Here is a 20,531-nt window from a genome sequence, read left to right on the forward strand (position 1 = left end):
GCGGCATTGGCGGCGGTCGCCTGCTCCTTGGAAGCGGTGACCAGCGCCTGGACCTTGCCCCGGGCCTTCGCGAGGTCCGTCTTCGCCTTGTCGAACAGGGCCTGCTCCGGCTTGAAGATGTTGTCCGGATCGGCCTCCAGCCGGTCGTGCCAGTACTTCTGCCAGCGCAGGATCTGGTCCGCGCGCCACGCCTGGCCGATGGCCTCGACCATGACATCGGTGGCGGACCGGGTCGCGGCGGCGGCGTCGGCCTCCGCCTGCATGATGACGGCGCGCGGGGCGGCCTGACCGGCGTACTCCGCCTCCCACTCGGCCGAGGCCTGCGAGACGGCCTCGCTCAGGGCGTTACGCGGGTCGACCGGGTCCGCGTGGTCACACGCGGACCACGCCTGCTTGAGGTTCTCCACCTCGACACGGAATTCAGGCGTCCCCTCGACGGGTTTCTTGTCGAGGAAGCCACCGTGCCGCAGGTAGGACGCGACGGTGCTTGCTGTGGTGCCGCCCGCGTGCTGGGTCCTGGTCACACTGGAATCCAGCAGCATGAAGTCCGCGGCGAAGTCGCGCCAGGGGTCCTTGCCACGGTTCTGCTCAGTGATCTCCCGGGCCCTGGCGACCGCCTCGGGGCTCGCGTTGGTGTGACCGTCCCAGCCGAGCTGTGCGGAGACCTTCGGCTGAGTGGAGAGCGTGAACTCGAGGACGTCGGCGCCGAACCGCGGTGCGTGCAGCGTGATCCCGTCGTCGAACGAGCTCATCGCGTACGGGCGGTTGGCATCCTCCAGAAGGGCCTCACGTGCAGCGAAGGCGTCCCGGTAGGCGTAACCGGCCCGCCGGTCCTGGTCGTAGGCCTGCCCCAGGGGGAAGAACCCGATCCAGTCGATATCGCCGACGACCGCCTGCAGGTCGTCGTTCGTACCGGTCAGGGCCTCGATGGCCCTGGCCTTCATGTTCGCGCCGCCCGCGTGCAGGGCGACACCCACGAGGCACCGGTTGAGACGCGGGGTGCCTCGCACGTCACGGATGACGGCCGTCAGCTCGTTGAGCCGGCGCAGCGCGTTGTCGGCGTCGCGGAAGATCGTCCGCATGCCGTCGGAGACCTTCTCGATCGCCTGCGCGAGCGCGGGGACACGGCCCACGATCACGGAGGACGACGGCACGTCCACCAGCGACCAGAGGCACTGCTCGATGCCCGAGGCCGGCAGACACTCCTTCACCTTGGCGGGGTCGAGCTGCTCGAAGAGAATCTGCCCGCCGTTGACGGTCGCCCACTCGACGACGTTCACGGAAACGGCCGCGAGGCCCTTGCGGTAGTCGTCGACGCAGGTCTGGCCGCAGGCGTCGAGGAGGATCTTCTCCTCGCGCTCGCCGAGGACCGGCCAGTTGTCCGCGCCGCCCTTGATGGGCGTGATGCCCTCGGCGAGCGCTTCCTTGTGTGCCACCTCGTTCCGCGTCCGCTGCGCCTGCTCGGCCTGTGCGGCGGCTTCTTCGGCGGCCGTGCTGTCGCCGGTGGCGTCGGATGCCTTCGACTCGGCGTCCTGGGCCGCCCGTTCGGACCCGGCCGCCTTGTTCGCGGCCTCATCGGCGGCCTCGCCCGCACGCCCGGACTTCTCGTTCGCCTCGGCCGCGTGCCGCTCGGCGTCCGTGGCCTCACGGTCCGCTTCGGAGGCGGTGCTGCTCGTCGCGTTCGCGACGAGGCCGGCGCTCACCGCGTCGGCCGCTGCCTGTTCGGCGTGGCCCGCGGCGGCGTCGGAGGCGGCGGTGGCGCCCTTGCGTGCCTCGGAGGCCTCGGCAGCGGATGCCTGGGCGCGCGTCACGGCCTCGACCGCGCGCACCGAATCGGTCGCCGCCGCGACGGCGGCCTCGGCGGCGAGCTTCGCGTCGCCCGTCGCTCGGGCGGCGGTCTGCTGAGCGGACTCCGCGGCCTGGGCCGCCTCGGTGGCCTTGGCCTCGGCCGCGGCGGCCTGCTGCTCCGCGATCGTCCTCGACGACTGGCCGACCAGCATCGCGAACGCCGCCGAGGAATCCTTCTCCTTGTACGGGGAACCGATGGCGAGGACCTCGTCGGCGGCGGCGCCCGCGCTCGTGGCGGCGTCGCGGGCAGCGAGTGCCGCCTGGCCGGCCGCATGGGCACGGCCCACGACGACGCCCGCCGACTTCACCGCTTCCGTGGCGTCGCTCTCGGCGGCGGCGGCTTCCTGCCGGGCCTTCCTGGCGAGTTCGTCGGCGTTCTTCGACGCCGTGGCGGCGTTGCCCGCGCGGATCGCCGCGTCCTGGGACGCGTCGAGCGCGACGGCGGCGGCCACACGCGCGGTGGACGCCGCGCTGATGGAGGCGTAGTACGCCGACCACGCCTTGCTCGCGGCGGCATCGGCCCGCTTGGCCGCGCCCTCCGCGGTGGTGGCGGCCGAACGGGCGCTGACGGCGGCGGCGGTGGCCTGGTCGGCGGCGGTCTGCGCGGCGGCGGCGGCCTGTGCGGCCTCGGTGGCGGCCGTACGGGCGGCGGTCGCTGCCGCACGGGTCTCCGCGGCGGCTGCCGTGCCCTCGGCAGCCGCGGCAGCGGTCTCCAGCGCCGCCGCACGGGCCGCTGTGGCCTGCTTCGCCTGCGCCGTGGCGACGGCCCGCTCCCGATCGACCTGGGCGGCCTTCGCCTTCTCGTTCGCGAGCTTCCGCTTCGTCGCCGCCTCGGTGGCGGCGGTCCCAGCGGCCGTGTCGGCGCTCTTGGCCGAGGCCTGCTCGGCCGAGGCCCGCTCCTCGGCATCCTGTGCCTTGGCCCGCTCGGTCGCGGCCTTCGCCCGCGCGGCGACGGCCGTGGCCTGCTCCGTCTGGGCCTTGGCGCGCTCGGCGGCGGCCGAAGAGGCAGCGGTGGCGGCCTTGTCGCGCTTCTGCTCCGCCGTCGTACGGGCGGCCTTCGCGGTGTTCGCGCTCTCGGTGGCGGCCGTGGCGTTGGCCACGGCGCTGTCGGCGGCGGCCTTCGCCTGTGCGGCGGCCTCCTGAGCCGCCACCCGCCGGAACTCGGCGCCGACCGCGTGTGACTCGGTCTGCGCCTTGGCGAGCAGCGCGTCACTGGTGGCGACGGACGCGTTGGCCGCGGCGAGCGCGGTCTCGGTCGCCTTCGCGGCGGCCGTGGCGGCGGCTGCGGAAGCGCGGGCGACCTGCACCGACTGCTGGGCGTACATCAGACCTCGGCCACGCGGCACATGGGTCGTGTCCGCGACGGCCCAGGCCTCCTGCTGCGCGGTCACGGCCGTCCGCGAGGCCGTGGCCGCCGTGCCCGCGTGGGCCTGTGCCGACGTGACGAGGTCAGCGATGCTCGACCGGTAGCGCGCGAGGTCGGCGTCGGCCTTGTCGTAGAAGGCCTGGTCGGGCTTCTCGAAGATCGTGTTCGGGTCCTGGGCGAGCTTGTCCGTCCAGTACTTGCGCCAGGTCAGGATCTGGTCGACCGCCCATGCCTGGCCGATCGCCTCGATCATGTCGTCGGTGGCCTCGCGGGTCGCCGCAGCGGCATCCGCGTCCGCCTGCATGATCTTCGCGCGCTGGCCGGCCTGGCCGGCGTACTCCAGCTCCCACTCGACCATCGCGGTCATCACGGGCTCGTTGAGCACGCGGCGCGGGTCGAACGGGTTCTGGCTGTCACAGGCGGACCAGGCCTGCTTCTGGTCCTCGACCTCGACGCGGTATTCGGCGGAGTCCTTGAGGGGGGCCAGGGTCGGGAATCCGCCGCGCTTCAGGTAGGCGGCGACGTCGGTGGCGGTCGTCCCGTACGCGTAGCCCCTGACGTTGACCTGGTCGTCCGAGAGCATCCAGCCCGACGCCATGTCGTGGAAGGCGTCCTTGCCCTCGTTCTCCTTGGCCAACTCCTTGGCCCTGGCTATCGCCTCGGGGTTGGCGACGCTGTGCTCGTCCGAGCCGAGATTCGACATCCTGGCCCGGGTCTCGAGGGTGAAGCGCGTGACGTCGGCGCCGAACGCCGGCACGTGCCACTCCATGTCGTCGCTCTCCCACGCCGACCGGACATAGGGGTCATTGGCGCTCTGCAGCGCGAGGCCCCGGCCCACGACCATGTCGCTGTACGCCTGGGCGGCGCGACCGTCCTCGCCGAAGGCCTGGCCGAGCGGCCCGTACCCGATCGTGTCCGCGCTGATGACGGTCGCGCGGAGCTCCTCCTGTGTGCCGGTCAACCCCTGGATGGCGCGTGCCTTCTGCAGGGGACCGCCGTAGTGCAGCGCCTCGGCGGCCAGACAGCGATCGACCCGCCGTGGGTAGCCGACGCTGCTGCGGAACCAGCCGGTGTCCTCCTCCGGCACCGTGTCGGCCGCTGCCGGTACGGCCTGAACCAGTCCGGTCAGTACGGCCGAGGCGGTGAGGAGGGCTGTGGCGCTGGTGGTCCGGGCCACCAGGCTTCTGAAGCGATGTCTGCGTCTACCGACGCCTCGAACCCATGACACTTCTATGTCTGCCGATCTCTACGACTGTTCGGCAGCATCGGCTATGAGGGTCACGGGCCGCGATGGAGCATCCGGGCAGGGCAATGCCTGCGTGCTCGGCCCCTCCCCCCATGAGACGCGGCTGCCGCTTACGCCGCGACGATGCCACGTCAGGTTCCGCGCGTGAAGATCAAAAAAGCTCCGCGAACGCTGGCATTAGACCTCACTGACGGACAAAGCGAGCGAATCCTTGATCATCTCTTTGCCGCCACAGGGGCTGAGGTGGGCGACGTCCGTATGGTGGTGTCTCGGGCCACCGGTCCGGCGGGCGCCCGCTCTCGCGCGGGCGGCCGGCACCACCGCGGCCTGACTCTGGAACGCAGCCGGCAGAGCGGCGGTCACTCGACCACCGGGCTACGGGCGTTCCACGAACAGGACGTCGCGCCGGACGCCGTGGTGGCGGGCCACGCGTTCCCGTCGGCCCGGTACACGCAACCCCACGGATTCGAGCAGGGCGAGCCGAGACGCGGGACACCGCCGTCCAGCCGACGACCCGGCGTTGCCCGTCGAGGGCCACGAGCCGGTGCGCCGGCAGTTTGGCGGTGTCGAAGGCGTTCCCTGGCGGGGCGGTGGTCTCGAACGTGGCGTTTCCCTCGTCGATGCCCTGCTGGTGGAGCGGCAGCTGCGTGTACTACCGTGCGGCGCCCGGAATTCCAGCCTCGCTGGGCGCCTTCTCGCCCACAGCGGGAAGGCCGGCGGGGAAGAGAGGCGCCGCTGACTGCCCAGGTCTCCTGACTTCCCGTGCCGGCCTGATGGATCGCGACGACCGCGGGGAAGGTCACGGCATCCCGAGGGCAGCGAACCGTGCGTCCCGATCTCAGCGTGTCGGCGTACTGGACCGTGCTCCCGTACGACCCGGCCGTCTTCGGGCCGGGTTCAGGCCGAGGCGGCCTTGGTGAGAAGTGCCCCCATGGCCGCGAGGACCGCGGGCTCGACGCGGTAGTAGACCCAGGTGCCGCGCCGCTCCGAGGAGAGCAGCCCGGCCTCCTTCAGCTTCTTCAAGTGGTGACTGACCGTGGGCTGGGAAACCCCCACGTCGGAGATGTCGCAGACGCATGCCTCGCCGCCCTCGTGCGAGGCGACGGAGGAGAAGAGCCGCAGTCGGACCGGATCGCCCAGCGCCTTGAACATGACGGCGGTCCGCTCGGCTTCCTCGGCGGTCAGTGGCCGCTCGTTCAGCGGCGGACAGCAGGGTGCCATCTCGGGCTCCAGCACCGGGAGCACCTTCGCGTTCGACATGTATCTATGTTGACACATGTCGAACCAAGGGTCGGCGAGCCGCCCTTTGTGATGCCCGTCTGCCGAGCGCGTGGACGCCCCCCGTGGCCTCTGAATTCGATAAGCATCTATGTTGACGCTTATCGAATCAGGTGCGATGGTGGAGGTGTGAGAGATCGACGAACGTCGAATCTAAAGGGGAGGATCCGTGAACGTCACCGCCACCGACCAGCTGCCCGTCGTGGTCGTCGGAGCAGGGCCCGTCGGACTGGCCGCCGCCGCGCACCTCGTCGGCCGGGGCCTGGAGCCCTTGGTCCTGGAGGCCGGTACCCAGGCGGGAGCAGCTGTACGGGAGTGGTCCCACGTGCGGCTCTTCTCCGCCTGGAGCGAGCTCGTCGACCCGGCCGCCGAGAAGCTGCTGGCCCCTGCCGGGTGGGTGAAGCCCGGCGCGGACTCGTACCCGACCGGCGGCGACTGGGCGGCCGACTACCTTCAGCCGCTCGCGGACGCCCTCGCCGACAGGATCCGGCTCGACGCCCGGGTCACCGGCGTCTCCCGTCCCGGGCGCGACCGTGTCGTCGACGCCGACCGCGAGCGGCAGCCCTTCACCGTGCACATCCGCTACGGCGACGGGCGCGAGGAGCGCGTCCTCGCCCGGGCCGTGATCGACGCCTCCGGTACGTGGTCCACCCCGAGCCCGGCCGGCGGCGACGGACTCCCGGCCCTCGGCGAGCGCGCGGCGGCCGACCGGATCTCCTACCGCGTTCCTGACCTCAAGGACCCCGCCGAGCGTGCCCGATATGCCGGCAAGCGCACTGCCGTCATCGGCTCGGGAGCCTCCGCCTTCACGGCGCTCGCCTCGCTCGCCGCCCTTGCCGTTTCCGAAGGCGGAAGCGGCACACGAGCCGCCTGGATCCTGCGCCGGAGCATCTCGGGTGCCACTTTTGGTGGGGGGAGCGCTGACCAACTCCCTGCCCGTGGTGCCCTCGGACTCGCCGCGAAGGCCGCGGTCGAGCAGGGGTACGCGGAGGCCGTCACCGGCTTCCGTACAGACGCGATCGAGCGCGACGGCGAGCGCCTGGTCCTGGTCGCTGAGGACGGCCGCCGGCTCGACCCGGTCGACGAGGTCATCGTCGTGACCGGCTTCCGCCCCGATCTGACCTTCCTCGACGAACTGCGCCTGGGTCTCGACGACCGCCTCCAGGCTCCCGTCGAACTCGCTCCGCTCATCGACCCGAACCAGCACTCCTGCGGCACCGTCCACCCCCACGGTGTGAAGGAGCTGGCCCACCCGGAGGAGGGCGTGTACGTGGTGGGGATGAAGTCCTACGGCCGCGCGCCGTCCTTCCTCGCCCTCACCGGCTACGAGCAGGTCCGCTCGGTCGTCGCCGCCATCGCAGGTGACCATGAGTCCGCCGAACGCGTCGAGCTCGTACTCCCCGAGACCGGGGTCTGCGGAGGCGCCGGCCTCTTCGACCAGGCAGCCGACACCCCGACCGACGGCGGCGGTTGCTGCGCGACCGCGCCCCCGACCGAGCTGCAGATCGGTGCCGGAGCCCCGCCCGCCCCCGGCTGCTGCTGACCCTGCCCCGCCCACCTCCAGCTGGAGGAACCTTCCCGGTCCTCAACCCGCAGTTCACCCCCGACAGCGGCTGATCCACCGGCGCGGCGACGACGGGGCTCCCGCTCGCTCTGGCCGTGGCGGTGCCCCTCGCGGCCGTCACCCTCCCGACCGGGCGGCTCCCGGCGTAACCTGGGCGCCGCGAGGGAGGATTCGTCATGAGGCAGGACGTCGATCCCGGGCTTCTCGGGCCCCGTTCCGTGACCTGGCAGCTGCACAGCGATCCCGTCATGTGGATCGCGGGCGTGCGGGCCCTCTGGCTCCAGGCTCTGCATCCCGTCGCCGTGCGCGGAGTCATGATCAACAGCAGTTTCCGTCAGGATCCCTGGGGTCGGCTCATGCGGACCGCGAACTTCGTCGGGACCCTGAGCTACGGCACCACCGAAGCCGCGGAGGCGGCCGGCGCGCGGGTGCGGGGGATCCACCGGCGGATCGGCGTCGACGATCCCGAACTGCTCCTCTGGGTGCACTGCGCCGAGACCGACTCCTACCTCGCCGTCGCACGGCGCTCCGGCATCCCGCTGAGCGACGCCCTGGCCGACCGGTACGTCGACGAGCACCGGACCTCCGCCCGGCTGGTCGGGCTCGACCCGGCGGGCGTTCCGGGGTCCGTCGCCGAACTCGCCGCCTACTTCGACTCCGTGCGCCCGCGGCTCGCCGCCGGCCCCGACGCCCGTACCGTCGAGGACTTCCTGCGCCGTCCGCCCGTCCGACCCGTGCTCGTACCGGCGCGCGAGGTGATCTGGCGGCGCGTGACGGCACTCGCGTACGACACCCTGCCCCCGTACGCCCACGCGCTCTACGGCCACCCCGCCCCGCCGCCGCACGTCGTCACCCACCGGCTCGTCGCCACCGCCAACCTCCTCCGCTGCGTCCCCGCCCGGCTGCGCTGGCGGCTGCCGCCCCGGCACATCCTCCGCGCCATGGACCGGCTCGGCCCGGACACCCGGCCCGACCCGTACGCGTACCCCGCCCCGTACCCACTGTCCGAGCAGGCGTCCATACTGGAGAGGCCGGGGAAGGCGTAGGAGATCGACGGGGGCGACAGCACACGATGGGGGAGTCCAGACTCATTCAGGGCCGGTACCGCCTGCACGAGGTCATCGGCCGTGGCGGCATGGGCGAGGTGTGGCGCGCCACCGACGAGGCACTCGGGCGGGGCGTCGCCGTGAAGTGCCTCAAACCGCTCGGACCGCAGCAGGACCCCCAGGTCCTCACCGTGGTCCGCGAGCGCTTCCGGCGCGAGGCCCGGGTGGCCGCCGCGCTCCAGCACCGGGGCATCACCGTGGTCCACGACTTCGGCGAGTACGACGGGGTGCTCTTCCTCGTCATGGAACTGCTCGAAGGGCGCAACCTCAGCCAGCTTCTCACGGCCAACGCCCAGCACCCGCTGCCCGTCCACGACCTCGTCGAGATCGCCGACCAGGTCGCGGACGCCCTCGCGTACACCCACCACCAGGGCATCGTGCACCGCGACCTGAAACCCGCGAACATCATGCGGCTCCGGGACGGGACGGTGAAGATCTGCGACTTCGGGATAGCGCGCCTCGGCACCGACATGGGGTTCACGTCCAAGCTCACCGGGACGGGCATCGCCATGGGCACGCCCCACTACATGTCGCCCGAGCAGATCGGCGGCGGCGAGATCGACCACCGCAGCGACCTCTACTCGCTGGGCTGCGTGCTGTACGAGCTGGCCACCGGAGCCCCGCCGTTCGACCTCGGCGACTCCTGGGCGATCCTCATCGGACACCGGGACACGGTGCCGAGTCCGCCGCGTGCCCACCGCGCCGAACTCCCCGACTACTTCGACCGGATCGTCGTCGACCTGCTCGCCAAGGTGCCCGAGGAGCGGCCCGCGGACGCGGGGGATCTGCGCCGCCGGATCGTGTCCGGACGCGCCTCGACGACACCCGTCGCGCCCCTGGTCGTCCCCGGGCCCGGACCCCACGCGCCCGCACCCGCACCCGCGTGGGCCCGGGGGATCACCGGCGGACACCGGCCCACGGACGCCGGGGCCGTGACCCGGCCGGTCTCCCACGACCCGACCGCGGCCGTGCTCACCACGGAATGGACCACGGCGGCCCCGTCGACCCGAGCGGCCGAGCCGAGCGGGGTGACCACCGGGGCCGGGGCGGCCCTTGCCACGGGTATCGCGTCGGCCCCCGCGACCGACCGGACCCCCGCCCCCGGCGCCCCCTCCGCCGAACTGGTCGCGGTGCTCGCCGGCCGCTACCGCGCGGGAATGGGCCTCGGCCGCCTCGGGCGCTGGGACGAGGCCGAGTCCGTGCACCGGTCCGTCGCGGAGCACCGTGCCGCCGCCCTCGGCGAGGACCACCCCGACACCCTGGCCAGCCACTACGAGGTCGGCTTCGCCCTCGCCCGGCTCGACCGCCCCGCCGACGCGCTGCGCGTCTTCGACCGCGTCGCCGGGACCCGCTCCCGCGTCCTCGGCGAGGACCACCCGGACACGCTGGCCGCCCGGCAGGAGCGGGCGTACGCGCTCGGGCGCCTCGGCCGTCACCCCGAGGCGTACGAGGGGTACGTCACGGTGCTCGCCGCCCGCGAGCGGACCGTCGGGCCCGACCACCCCGACACCCTGCGCTGCCGCCACAACCTTGCGTTCACGCTCGGCCGCCTCGGCCGCCTGGAGGAGTCGTACCGTACGGCCCAGGAGGTCGCGGAGGCGCGGACCCGGCTGCTCGGCGCGGACCACCCCGACACCCTCCTGACCCTCCATGAGGTGGCGTACACCCTCGGGCGGCTCGGGCGCGGACAGGAGGCGCTCGCCCAGTACCGCGCCCTGGCCGACGCGCGCGAGGCGACCCTGGGCCCCGACCACCCTGACACCCTCGCCGCCCGCTACGAGACCGGCGTCTGCCTCGGCCGGCTCGGCCAGGCCGCGGACGCCCTCGACGTCTGCCGGGACCTCGTCGCCGCCCGGACCCGTGCCCAGGGCGCCGACAGGCCCGAGACCCTGCGCGCCCGCCACGCCCTCGCCGTCAACCTCGGCCGGCTGGGCCGCTGGGCGGAGGCACGCACCGAGTCCGAGGGCGTCCACGCCGACCGGGCGCGGGTCCTCGGGCCGGACCACCCGGACACCCTCCTGAGCCGCCGGGAGACCGCCGTCGCCCTCGGGCGGCTCGGCCGCGAGGAGGAGGCCCTGGAGGCGTACCGCGCGATCGGCGAGGCCCGCACCCGCGTCCTCGGCCCCGCCCACCCCGACACCCTCGCCGCCCTCGACGACGAGGCCCACTGCCTGGAACGCCTCGGCAGGCCGACCGAGGCCGCCGCCCTCCATCTGAAGGCGGCCATGTCGGTCGATCCCTGAGGCGAGGGGGTTTCCGGTCCGGCGGCCCCTGGGACGAGAGGGTTCCCGGCCGACCCGCGGGGGCTTCCCGGTCCGGCGGCCCCGTGTGAGCATGAGCCATGACCGACCCCGCGCCGCTCCCCGGCGTTCCCGGACCGTCCGCCTCCGCTGCGGCCTCCGCCTCCTACGATGCCGTCGTCGTCGGCGGCGGCCACAACGGGCTCGTCGCCGCCGCCTATCTGGCGCGGGCCGGGTGGAGCGTGCTCGTGCTGGAGCGGCTCGGATCGACCGGCGGCGCGGCCGTGTCCACCCGGCCCTTCGCCGGGGTCGACGCACGGCTCTCCCGGTACTCGTACCTCGTCTCGCTCCTCCCGGAGAAGATCGTGCGCGAGCTGGGACTGCGCTTCGCCGTACGGAAGCGGTCCGTCTCCTCGTACACCCCGCGCGGCGACGGCGGCCTCCTCGTCGGCGGCGGCCCCGACCGTACCCGCGCCTCCTTCGCCGCGCTCACCGGCTCCGACCGCGAGTACGAGGCCTGGCAGGCGTTCTACGCCCGGACCGGCCGGGTCGCCCGTCGTGTCTTCCCCACCCTCACCGAGCCGCTGCCCACCCGTGACGCGCTCCGCGCCCGGGTGGACGACGCCGACACCTGGCGGATGCTCTTCGAGGAACCCCTCGGGGTCGCCGTCGAGCGGGAGTTCGCCGACGACCTCGTGCGCGGGGTCGTCCTCACCGACGCCCTCATCGGCACCTTCGCCGACGCCCACGACCCGACGCTCCTCCAGAACCGCTGCTTCCTCTACCACGTGATCGGCGGCGGCACCGGCGACTGGGACGTGCCGGTCGGCGGCATGGGCGCCCTCACCGACGCCCTCGCCGGGGCGGCCCGCGCCGCCGGCGCCCACCTTCGTACCGGCCACGAGGTCACCCGGATCGAGAGCGACGGCCGCCGCGCCGCGATCACCTACCGCACCGCCGACGGAGAGGGCACCGTCGACGCCGGCCACGTCCTCGTCAACGCCTCCCCGACCGACCTCGCCGCCCTCCTCGGCGAGACGCCCCCGCCCGCCCCGGAGGGCGCCCAGCTCAAGGTCAACATGCTGCTGACCCGGCTGCCGAAGCTGCGCGACCTGAGCGTCGACCCGCACGAGGCCTTCGCCGGCACCTTCCACATCGCCGAGGGGTACGGGCAGCTCGCCACCGCCCACGCCGAGGCCGCGGCGGGGCGGCTGCCCTCGGTGCCGCCCTCCGAGATCTACTGCCACTCCCTGACGGATCCCACGATCCTCGGCCCCGAACTGGCCGCCACGGGACACCACACACTCACCCTGTTCGGTCTGCACACCCCCGCGCGGCTGTTCGCCGCCGACAACGACGGCACCCGGGCCGCGCTCCTCGCCGCGACCCTCGAACAGCTCGACGCGCAGCTGGACGAGCCGATCGCCGACTGCCTCGCCCTCGACGCGGACGGCCGCCCCTGCATCGAGGCGAAGACCCCGCTCGACCTCGCCCGCGAACTCCGCCTCCCCGGCGGCCACATCTTCCACAGGGACCTCTCCTTCCCGTACGCCGAGGAGGGCGCGGGCCGGTGGGGCGTCGAGACCGGCCATGCCAACGTGCTGCTGTGCGGCGCGGGCGCCGTCCGGGGCGGTGGAGTGAGCGGCATCCCCGGCCACAACGCGGCGATGGCGGCCCTCGGCCGGTAGGGCGCCCCGACGACGCCCCCGCCGGCGACGCCCCCTCGGCGATGCGCGGCCGACCGCCCACACCCACGGCCACCGGGGCGGCTCCCCGTGCGGACGCGTTGACGTCGCCGCGCCCCCGCCTGCGGTGTGAAGCTGATCTACGAGCGCGCTTAAGAAATCCTCGATGGACCGCGAGCTCTCCGTACGGAAGATTCTCTTCCAGGGATCTTGGGCGCTCAGTCGTGCCCGCACCCCCACATCACAGGACACGCACGTCGGGAGCCGTTGCATTGAAGGCGTTGGTCAAGCTGAAGGCGGAGCCGGGACTCTGGCTCACGGACGTGCCCGAGCCGGAGACCGGCCCCGGGGACGTACTGATCAAGGTCAAGCGGACCGGTATCTGCGGGACCGATCTGCACATCCGCTCCTGGGACGGCTGGGCGCAGCGGACGATCGCGACGCCGCTGACCATCGGCCACGAGTTCGTCGGCGAGGTCGTCTCCGTCGGCCGTGACGTCAGCGACATCGGCATCGGCGACCTGGTCAGCGGCGAGGGCCACCTCGTCTGCGGCAAGTGCCGCAACTGCCTGGCCGGCCGCCGCCACCTCTGCCGCGCCACGATCGGCCTCGGCGTCGGCCGCGACGGCGCGTTCGCCGAGTACGTGGCCCTGCCCGCGTCCAACGTGTGGGTGCACCGCGTCCCCGTCGACCTCGACGTCGCCGCGATCTTCGACCCGTTCGGCAACGCCGTGCACACGGCGCTCTCCTTCCCGCTGGTCGGCGAGGACGTCCTCGTCACCGGCGCGGGCCCGATCGGCATCATGGCCGCCGCCGTCGCCAAGCACGCCGGCGCCCGCAGCGTCATGATCACCGACGTCAGCGAGGAGCGCCTCGCCCTGGCGCGCAAGTCGGGCGTGACGCTCGCCCTCAACGTCGCCGAGCAGACCATCGCCGACGGACAGCGCACCCTCGGGCTCAAGGAGGGCTTCGATGTCGGTCTGGAGATGTCCGGCAACCCGCACGCGATGCGCGACATGGTCGCCAACATGACCAACGGCGGCAAGATCGCCATGCTGGGCCTGCCCAGCGAGGACTTCGCCGTCGACTGGGCGAAGATCGTCACCTCCATGATCACGGTCAAGGGCATCTACGGCCGTGAGATGTTCGAGACCTGGTACGCGATGTCGGTGCTCCTGGAGGGCGGCCTCGACCTCGCCCCCGTGATCACCGGGCGCTACGCCCACACCGACTTCGAGGCCGCGTTCGACGACGCCGCCTCCGGCAAGAGCGGCAAGATCATCCTCGACTGGACCACGGGAGCCTGACCCATGTTCGATTCCGTACGCGACGACGTCCGTGCCACCCTCGAAGAGATCCGCCAGGCCGGGCTGCACAAGCCCGAGCGTGTGATCGGCACCCCCCAGTCCGCCACGGTCGAGGTCACCTCGGGCGGCCGGCCCGGCGAGGTGCTGAACTTCTGCGCCAACAACTACCTGGGCCTGGCCGACCACCCCGAGGTGGTCGCCGCCGCCCACGAGGCGCTCGACCGCTGGGGCTACGGCATGGCGTCCGTCCGCTTCATCTGCGGGACGCAGGAGGTGCACAAGGAGCTGGAGGCGCGCCTGTCCTCCTTCCTCGGCCAGGAGGACACGATCCTCTACTCCTCCTGCTTCGACGCCAACGGCGGTGTCTTCGAGACGATCCTCGGCCCCGAGGACGCCGTCATCTCCGACGCCCTCAACCACGCCTCGATCATCGACGGCATCCGTCTCTGCAAGGCCCGCCGCTTCCGTTACGCCAACCGCGACATGGCCGACCTGGAGCAGCAGCTGAAGGAGGCGACGGAAGGCGGTGCCCGGCGCAAGCTCATCGTCACCGACGGCGTCTTCTCGATGGACGGCTATGTCGCCCCGCTCGACGAGATCTGCGACCTGGCCGAGCGCTACGACGCCATGGTCATGGTCGACGACTCGCACGCGGTCGGCTTCGTCGGCCCCGGCGGGCGCGGCACCCCCGAGCTGTACGGCGTGATGGACCGCGTCGACATCATCACCGGCACCCTCGGCAAGGCCCTCGGCGGCGCCTCCGGCGGCTACGTCGCCGCCCGCGCCGAGATCGTCGCCCTGCTGCGCCAGCGCTCCCGCCCGTACCTCTTCTCCAACACCCTCGCCCCGGTGATCGCCGCCGCCTCCCTCAAGGTCCTCGACCTTCTGGAGTCCGCCGGCGACCTGCGCGACCGGCTGCGCGCCAACACCGAGCTGTTCCGGACCCGGATGACGGCGGAGGGCTTCGACATCCTCCCCGGCGACCACGCCATCGCCCCCGTGATGATCGGCGACGCGTCCGAGGCCGGCCGCATGGCCGAGCTGCTCCTCGAGCGCGGTGTGTACGTGATCGGCTTCTCGTACCCGGTCGTGCCGCAGGGCCAGGCCCGCATCCGCGTCCAGCTCTCCGCCGCCCACTCCACGGAGGACGTGAATCGGGCCGTGGACGCCTTCGTCGCGGCCCGCGCGGCGCTGAGCGCCTGAGTGACCGAGCACCCGGGGGGCTGAGCGCCTGAGCCTCCGGGGGGGGCTGAGCGCCTGAGCGTCCGACCGACGCGACAGCGCGCACGCGCGCGCGTGGGGCCTGCCTCGGCCGAGGCAGGCCCCACGGCCTGCGAAAATGGGTGGATGATCGAAGCACGGCGGTTGCACATCCTCCGCGCGGTGGCCGACCACCGCACGGTCACGGCGGCGGCCGCCGCGCTCTACCTCACCCCTTCCGCCGTCTCCCAGCAGCTCGCCGCCCTGGAGCAGGAGACCGGCCACCGGCTCGTCGACCGCAGCGCGCGCGGCGTACGCCTCACCCCGGCCGGCGAGATCCTGCTCAGCCACGCCAACGCGGTCCTGGCCCAGCTGGAGCGCGCCGAGTCCGAACTCGCCGCCTACAGCGCCGGCGACGCCGGTACGGTCACGGTCGCGGCCTTCGCCACCGGCATCGGCCTCGTGGTGGCCCCCGCCCTGCGGGCCCTGGCCCGCACCGCGCCCGGCATCCGGGTCCGGGTGCGGGACGCCGAGGGCGACGAGAGCCTGCTCATGGTCCTGGACCGACAGGTGGACGTGGCCGTCGCCGTCGAGTACCGGGGCGCCCCCGGCGAGGACGACGCCCGGCTCACCCGTCTCCCGCTCTACGCCGAACCGTTCGACGTGGTCCTGCCCCCCGGCCACCCGCTCGCCGGGGACGAGCGGGTCGCGCTCGCCGACCTCGCCAGGGACACCTGGATCGGTCAGTCCACCGGCAACCCCTGCCATGACGTCACCGTCCTGGCCTGCGAGTACGCGGGCTTCGCCCCTCGCTTCGCGCATGTCTCCGACGACTTCCGCGCCGTCGTCGCCCTCGCCTCGGCAGCCGCCGGAGTGGCCCTGGTCCCGCGCTCGGCCCTGCGCGGGACCGACCTCAGCGAGGTGGAGATCCGCCCGGTGGACGGGGTGGCACCCACCCGGCGGGTGTTCGCGGCGGTACGGCGAGGGGCCGAGGAACACCCCCTGATCAGCCCCTTCCTCGCGGAACTGCGCACGGCCGCCGCCCCTCAGACGGTCGTCCCGCCGGTGTCCCCGTAGGCCACTGTCCTTCCTCCCACGAACGGCAGCAGCGCGTCGGCCTCCTGCTCCAGGGCCGCCCGATCGGCCGCGCCGAGCGGGCGGAACGGGGTCAGCCGGAGCGTTCCCGCGGCCAGGGACCATGTGCCGTGCACCCGGCCGTCCACCAGGAAGGTGGGCAGCACCCGTGCCTGGCCGGGCATGACCCTCCTCCGGTCCTCGTCACCGATGATCCGGGTCCGGTCGGCGTGGCCGAGCAGGACGTTGTCGAAGGCGGGCAGCAGCCGTACGGGAGCGGGCGTCTCGGGGTCCGGCAGCTCGGCGTCGGCCAGATCGATCAGCTCCCTGCCGTCGGGACCGGCGTACCGGCGCAGTTCGGCGCCCATCCCCGCGACGACCTCACCGAGCCGGGTCAGTCCGCACCAGGCCTGGACGTCCTTCACCCCGGCCGGGGTGAACGCGGCCAGATAGCGGCGGATCAGCGCCGCCGCCGCGCCCCCGGCGGCGGACGGCGGGACCATCGGCCGTCCCGGCCAGACCTCGGCGGGCGTGACCGACACCGCCGACCGGTTCCCCCACGAGCCCCAGTCGCCGGTGGCCACGTCATGGACGAGAGGCGTGCGCAGCTCCACCTCCCCGGCCAGGATCCGGCCGTCGCGGCCCGGATGGCGCCCCGCGAGCCGCCGGGCCAGCTCCTCGCGCGACAAAGTCCCTCCCGCGAACAGTTCGAGCCCCTCGGCCACCAGGACCGCCGGGTCCAGGGCCGCCCTGTTCCGGGTGAAGTGCGGCGCGCCGGCCGTACGGTCGAGCACGGGCTGAAGCAGGGGCCGCAGCCGGCGGAAGTCCTCGGACGCCGTGAGGTGCTGGGTACTGCGGAGCAGACCGGAGCGGACCACCCGCCGGTCCTCGATCAGCACGGTGAGCCCGGACGGCGTGAAGCCGTCGATCCTGCTCCACAGCCCGACGTACGGCCAGTTGGGCTCCTGAGCCTGCACGGCGACCAGCCGCCCGATCACCTCCAGGGGAGTGCGATCGGTGCGCCCCAACAGGAACTGGCGTTTCAGCAGTGCCCGGTTCAGGGCCCGGTGCGAGAGCGCGGTCACGACAGCCGCACCGATACGTTGCCCCGGTAGGAACCGCCCAGCAGGGAGAGGAACGCCTGTGGCACGTCCTCGATGCCACCGTCGACCACGGTCTCCGGATAGACGAGACGGCCCTCGCCCAGCCAGCGGCCGAAGTGCTCGCTCCACCCCGTCATCGACTGGACAAGGTCCCCGGCCTCCAGGTCGGGGCTGTCGGACCGCACCACGGTCCCGATCGCCGCGACCCCCACCCGCTGCCCCGGCTGCCAGGCCGGGACCGGAATGGTGCAGTCGGCCCGCATCGGCTCCAGGTAGGTCGCGGCGAGCCCGACGCGGTCGGTGCGCACCAGGACCTCGCCGTCCACCTCGGTCGTCGCGACGGTGAAGTTCTCGAGCGCGGGGGCGCCGGTGATCCGGTCGGTCAGCTGGATCTCACGGGTGATCATGTGTCGGTCCTTGCGTCGGTGGCGTCCGTCCGTCGAGATCGACCCTAGGGAGACTTCCGGTCAGTTTCCGGCCGGAAGTCGGGGGAGGATGTCGGCATGGCGAACACCAGCTCACGGACGCTCAGACTGCTCTCGCTGCTGCAGACCCATCGGCACTGGTCGGGCCTGGAACTGGCCGACCGGCTCGGGGTCTCCGAGCGGACGCTGCGCCGCGACGTCGAGCGGCTTCGCGAGCTCGGCTACCCCGTCGGTGCCGCACGGGGCACAGACGGCGGCTACCAGCTCGCGCCCGGCGCAGTCCTGCCGCCCCTGCTGCTGGACGACGAGGAGGCGGTCGCCCTCGCGGTGGGTGTCGGCGACGCGGCGCAGAGCGGGATCGCGGGGATGGAGGAGGCGTCGCTGCGCGCGCTCACCAAACTGGTGCGGGTCCTGCCGCCCCGGCTGAGGACCAGGGTGGACGCCCTGCGGGCCGTGACCGTCTCCGCCGGCACGTCCGGGCCGGTCGTCGGCGCGGGGGTGCTCACCGCGGTCGCCCAGGCCTGCCGCGACGAGGAGCGGCTGCGGTTCGGCTATGCGGCCCGGGGCGCCGTATCCACCGAGCGCGAGGTCGAACCGCACCGCGTCGTCGCCCTCGGCGGACGCTGGTACCTGGTCGCCTACGACCTGGGCCGGCACGGCTGGCGCAGCTTCCGTCTCGACCGGCTGACCGGTCCGAGGGCGACCGGAGCGCGGTTCCGGCCACGCGCGCTCCCGGCCGAGGACGCCGTGGCCTTCGTCCGGACGGCGAGCGGCGCCCCGGCCCCGTACACGGTCGACGTCCTCGTCCACGCGCCCTCCTCGCGGGTACGGCAGGTCGTCGGCCACTGGGGCACGGTCGAAGAGCTCGGTCAGGACAGCTGTCGGCTCACCATGACGTCGACGAGCCTCGACTGGCCGACGCAGGCGCTGGGGAACCTGGGTGCGGAGTTCGAGGTGCTGGGGTCGCCGGAGTTCGCCGCGCATGTACGGGAGTGGGGCGCCCGGTTCGTGCGGGGCGCGGGCGCGGCTGCCTGATCTCGCCCGGCCCTGACCGGCGGAGGGCGTCCGGCACCCCTCCTGGCGCGCTCCCTCGTCCGGCGATGCGGGTCAGTCCGCCGAGCGGATCCAGCCCACCGCCTCGACCCGGGCGCCGTCCGCCGGGGTGGCCTCGTCGAACAGCGGGCGTCCCTCCGCGTCCAGGAATCGCATCCCGGCCACGTACACCCCACGGCCGACGTACCGCCCGGACGTCGTGAACCGCCAGCGGAGCCGTACGGGGGTGGCGAGCGGCGTCGGCACCTCGGCCGTCAGCCGGTGCCAGACCCGCCCCGACCAGCCGCCGACCGCCCCCGACGGGTGCGGTTCCGGCTCCCCTCCCGGGCGTTCGGTCACGAAGGGCAACGGCTCCCATGTCCCTCCGCCGTCGCGAGAGGCTTCCAGGAAGACGGCGTCCGCGCCCGGCACCGTGTCCCACCAGAGCGCGCACTCCCCGCGCGCCGCGCCCGGCACCGGGGGCAGGGTGAGCGTGCCGGTGGCGCCGGGCGTCATGCCGGAGAACCAGGCGCTACGGCCCCGGGGCGGCCGTACGGGGACGGCCCTGGCCAGGTGGTTCGCGGCGGCGACCCGGGGCGCGGAACCGGAACGCCAGGAGCGCACCGGGTGCGCGGAGTTGCCCAGGACGATCAGGAACGTGTCGGTCGTCGCGTCGAGGACGAGGCCGGTACCGGTGAAGCCGGTGTGCCCGGCCGTCCTGGGCGTGGCCATCGCGCCCATGTACCAGTACTGCTGGAGCTCGAAGCCGAGCCCGTGCGCGTCGCCGGGGAAGGCGGTGTTGAAGTCGGTGAACATCAGCTCCACCGAGGCGGGGGAGAGGATGCGGGTGGGACCGTACGCGCCGCCGTTGAGCAGGGTGCGGGCGAGGACCGCGAGGTCCCGGGCGCGGGAGAAGACGCCGGCGTGGCCGGCGACCCCGCCCAGGGCGTAGGCGTTCTCGTCGTGGACCTCGCCCCACACCATGCCCCGGTCGAGCCCGGACCACGGCGGTCGGGCGTCCTCGGTGGCGGCGATCTCGGGGCGCCAGGAGAGCGGTGGAGCGAACCGAGTGCGGTGCATCCCGAGCGGAGCGGTGATCTCGTCGTGGAGCAGGGTGTCCAGACCGTGACCGGTGATCTCCTCCAGGATCAGCTGGAGCGAGATCATGTTCAGGTCCGAGTAGAGGTACGCGGAACCCGGCGTGCGCACCGGCGCCTCTTGCCACAGCAGCCGCAGCTTCCCCTCCCGTGTCGGTTCCCGGTACAGCGGGATCTCGGGCCGGAACCCGGAGGTGTGGGTGAGCAACTGCCGGACCGTCACCTCGCCCTTCCCGCCGCCGCCGAACTCCGGCAGATACGCGGTGACCCTCGCCTCCAGGTCGAGAGCGCCGTGTTCGATCTGCTGCACCGCGAGGATCGAGGTGAAGAGCTTGGAGACCGAGGCCAGGTCGAAGACGGTGTCCTCGGTCACCGGGATCCGCCGCTCCGGCGGCAGCTCGATGCCGGTGTCGGTCCTCTCGTCGTACGCCGCGTACCGCACGGCCGTGCCGATCGCCCGGTGCAGGGCGACGGTTCCGCCGCGCCCGGCGAGCAGCACGGCGCCCGCGTACCAGGGGTGGTCGGGGGAGGGGCGGAGGAAGGCCTCGGCCTCCGCGACCAGCCGGCGGAGGGGAACGGTCAGCAGCCCGGCCTCACGGGCGGACCCCCACCGGAGCGTGGTCCGCCGCGACTCGGCCTCGGCCCTGGCCTCGCCCCCGGCTCCGGCCGCGCTCCGGGCGTCGCCCCCGAACCCGGCTCCGGCCGAGCTGCGGGCCCTGCCCTCGCCCTCGCCCCCGGTCTCGCTCCGAGCCTCGCCCCCGGCCTCCGGCCCCGGCTCCAGCTCCGACCCGGCCCCCATCGCCACCGCACCCACCTCCCACGCCGTGTACTTCCTCCACCCTCCCCCACCCCCGGCGCCCCCGGAACCGCGACAGGCGGGCGAGGGCGGTCCGGCAAAGAATCTGACGATGCATCAGAAAACCTCTTCCCTCCGGCGCGTCACTGCGGCATCCTGCCGCC

At 73.3% G+C, this 20,531-nt stretch carries 12 protein-coding genes and 1 pseudogene; 8 read left to right on the forward strand and 5 right to left on the reverse strand.

Annotation, left to right across the window (positions count from 1 at the left end):
• Together ABT154_RS07905 and ABT154_RS07910 are read right to left on the reverse strand one after the other, a co-directional pair.
• Positions 1–4,391 (reverse strand): annotated as a pseudogene (locus tag ABT154_RS07905) (polymorphic toxin type 27 domain-containing protein); the annotation flags it as partial.
• A gap of 966 nt (positions 4,392–5,357) precedes the next feature.
• A complete protein-coding gene (locus tag ABT154_RS07910; RefSeq protein WP_351854282.1) occupies positions 5,358–5,720 on the reverse strand; it encodes an ArsR/SmtB family transcription factor in 363 nt (120 codons plus the stop codon).
• Positions 5,721–5,907: 187 nt separating this feature from the next.
• Between ABT154_RS07910 and ABT154_RS07915 the strand changes: the two genes are divergently transcribed.
• The 7 genes from ABT154_RS07915 (at position 5,908) to ABT154_RS07945 (ending at position 15,917) form a co-directional block, all read left to right on the forward strand.
• Positions 5,908–7,281 (forward strand): NAD(P)-binding domain-containing protein, encoded by a 1,374-nt coding sequence (locus ABT154_RS07915; RefSeq protein ID WP_351854285.1) that lies wholly within the window; start codon positions 5,908–5,910, stop codon positions 7,279–7,281.
• A 197-nt stretch (positions 7,282–7,478) separates the two neighbouring features.
• Entirely contained in the window at positions 7,479–8,348 is an 870-nt protein-coding gene (locus ABT154_RS07920; RefSeq protein ID WP_351854288.1) for an oxygenase MpaB family protein, read from the forward strand.
• A 26-nt stretch (positions 8,349–8,374) separates the two neighbouring features.
• Positions 8,375–10,651 carry a serine/threonine-protein kinase gene (locus ABT154_RS07925; protein WP_351854291.1) on the forward strand — a complete coding sequence of 759 codons (2,277 nt, stop codon included), beginning with the start codon at positions 8,375–8,377 and terminating at the stop codon, positions 10,649–10,651.
• 98 nt (positions 10,652–10,749) lie between these two features.
• Positions 10,750–12,336: a phytoene desaturase family protein gene (locus ABT154_RS07930; protein WP_351854293.1), complete on the forward strand. Its 1,587-nt coding sequence runs from the start codon at positions 10,750–10,752 to the stop codon at positions 12,334–12,336.
• Between the two features lie 269 nt (positions 12,337–12,605).
• Positions 12,606–13,640 (forward strand): L-threonine 3-dehydrogenase, encoded by a 1,035-nt coding sequence (gene tdh, locus ABT154_RS07935; protein WP_351854296.1) that lies wholly within the window; start codon positions 12,606–12,608, stop codon positions 13,638–13,640.
• Positions 13,641–13,643: 3 nt separating this feature from the next.
• A complete protein-coding gene (locus ABT154_RS07940) occupies positions 13,644–14,843 on the forward strand; it encodes a glycine C-acetyltransferase (protein ID WP_351854299.1) in 1,200 nt (399 codons plus the stop codon).
• A gap of 144 nt (positions 14,844–14,987) precedes the next feature.
• Positions 14,988–15,917 (forward strand): LysR family transcriptional regulator, encoded by a 930-nt coding sequence (locus ABT154_RS07945; protein ID WP_351854302.1) that lies wholly within the window; start codon positions 14,988–14,990, stop codon positions 15,915–15,917.
• Here ABT154_RS07945 and ABT154_RS07950 read toward each other — a convergent pair.
• On the reverse strand, positions 15,887–16,999 hold the full coding sequence (locus ABT154_RS07950) for a winged helix DNA-binding domain-containing protein (RefSeq protein ID WP_351854304.1): 1,113 nt from the start codon (positions 16,997–16,999) through the stop codon (positions 15,887–15,889). The genes ABT154_RS07945 and ABT154_RS07950 overlap by 31 nt on opposite strands.
• Positions 16,996–17,424 carry a hypothetical protein gene (locus tag ABT154_RS07955; RefSeq protein ID WP_351854306.1) on the reverse strand — a complete coding sequence of 143 codons (429 nt, stop codon included), beginning with the start codon at positions 17,422–17,424 and terminating at the stop codon, positions 16,996–16,998. Before ABT154_RS07955 ends, ABT154_RS07950 begins: the two co-directional genes overlap by 4 nt.
• Positions 17,425–17,520: 96 nt before the next feature.
• Between ABT154_RS07955 and ABT154_RS07960 the strand changes: the two genes are divergently transcribed.
• A complete protein-coding gene (locus ABT154_RS07960; RefSeq protein WP_351854309.1) occupies positions 17,521–18,477 on the forward strand; it encodes a helix-turn-helix transcriptional regulator in 957 nt (318 codons plus the stop codon).
• A gap of 72 nt (positions 18,478–18,549) precedes the next feature.
• Here the strand turns inward: ABT154_RS07960 and ABT154_RS07965 are convergent, their stop codons facing one another.
• Positions 18,550–20,370, reverse strand: a complete 1,821-nt coding sequence (locus ABT154_RS07965; protein WP_351855069.1) for a serine hydrolase domain-containing protein — start codon at positions 20,368–20,370, stop codon at positions 18,550–18,552.
• Between the last annotated feature and the right edge of the window lie 161 nt (positions 20,371–20,531).

The sequence above is a fragment of the Streptomyces sp. NPDC001728 genome (assembly GCF_040297565.1).
Lineage (GTDB): Bacteria > Actinomycetota > Actinomycetes > Streptomycetales > Streptomycetaceae > Streptomyces.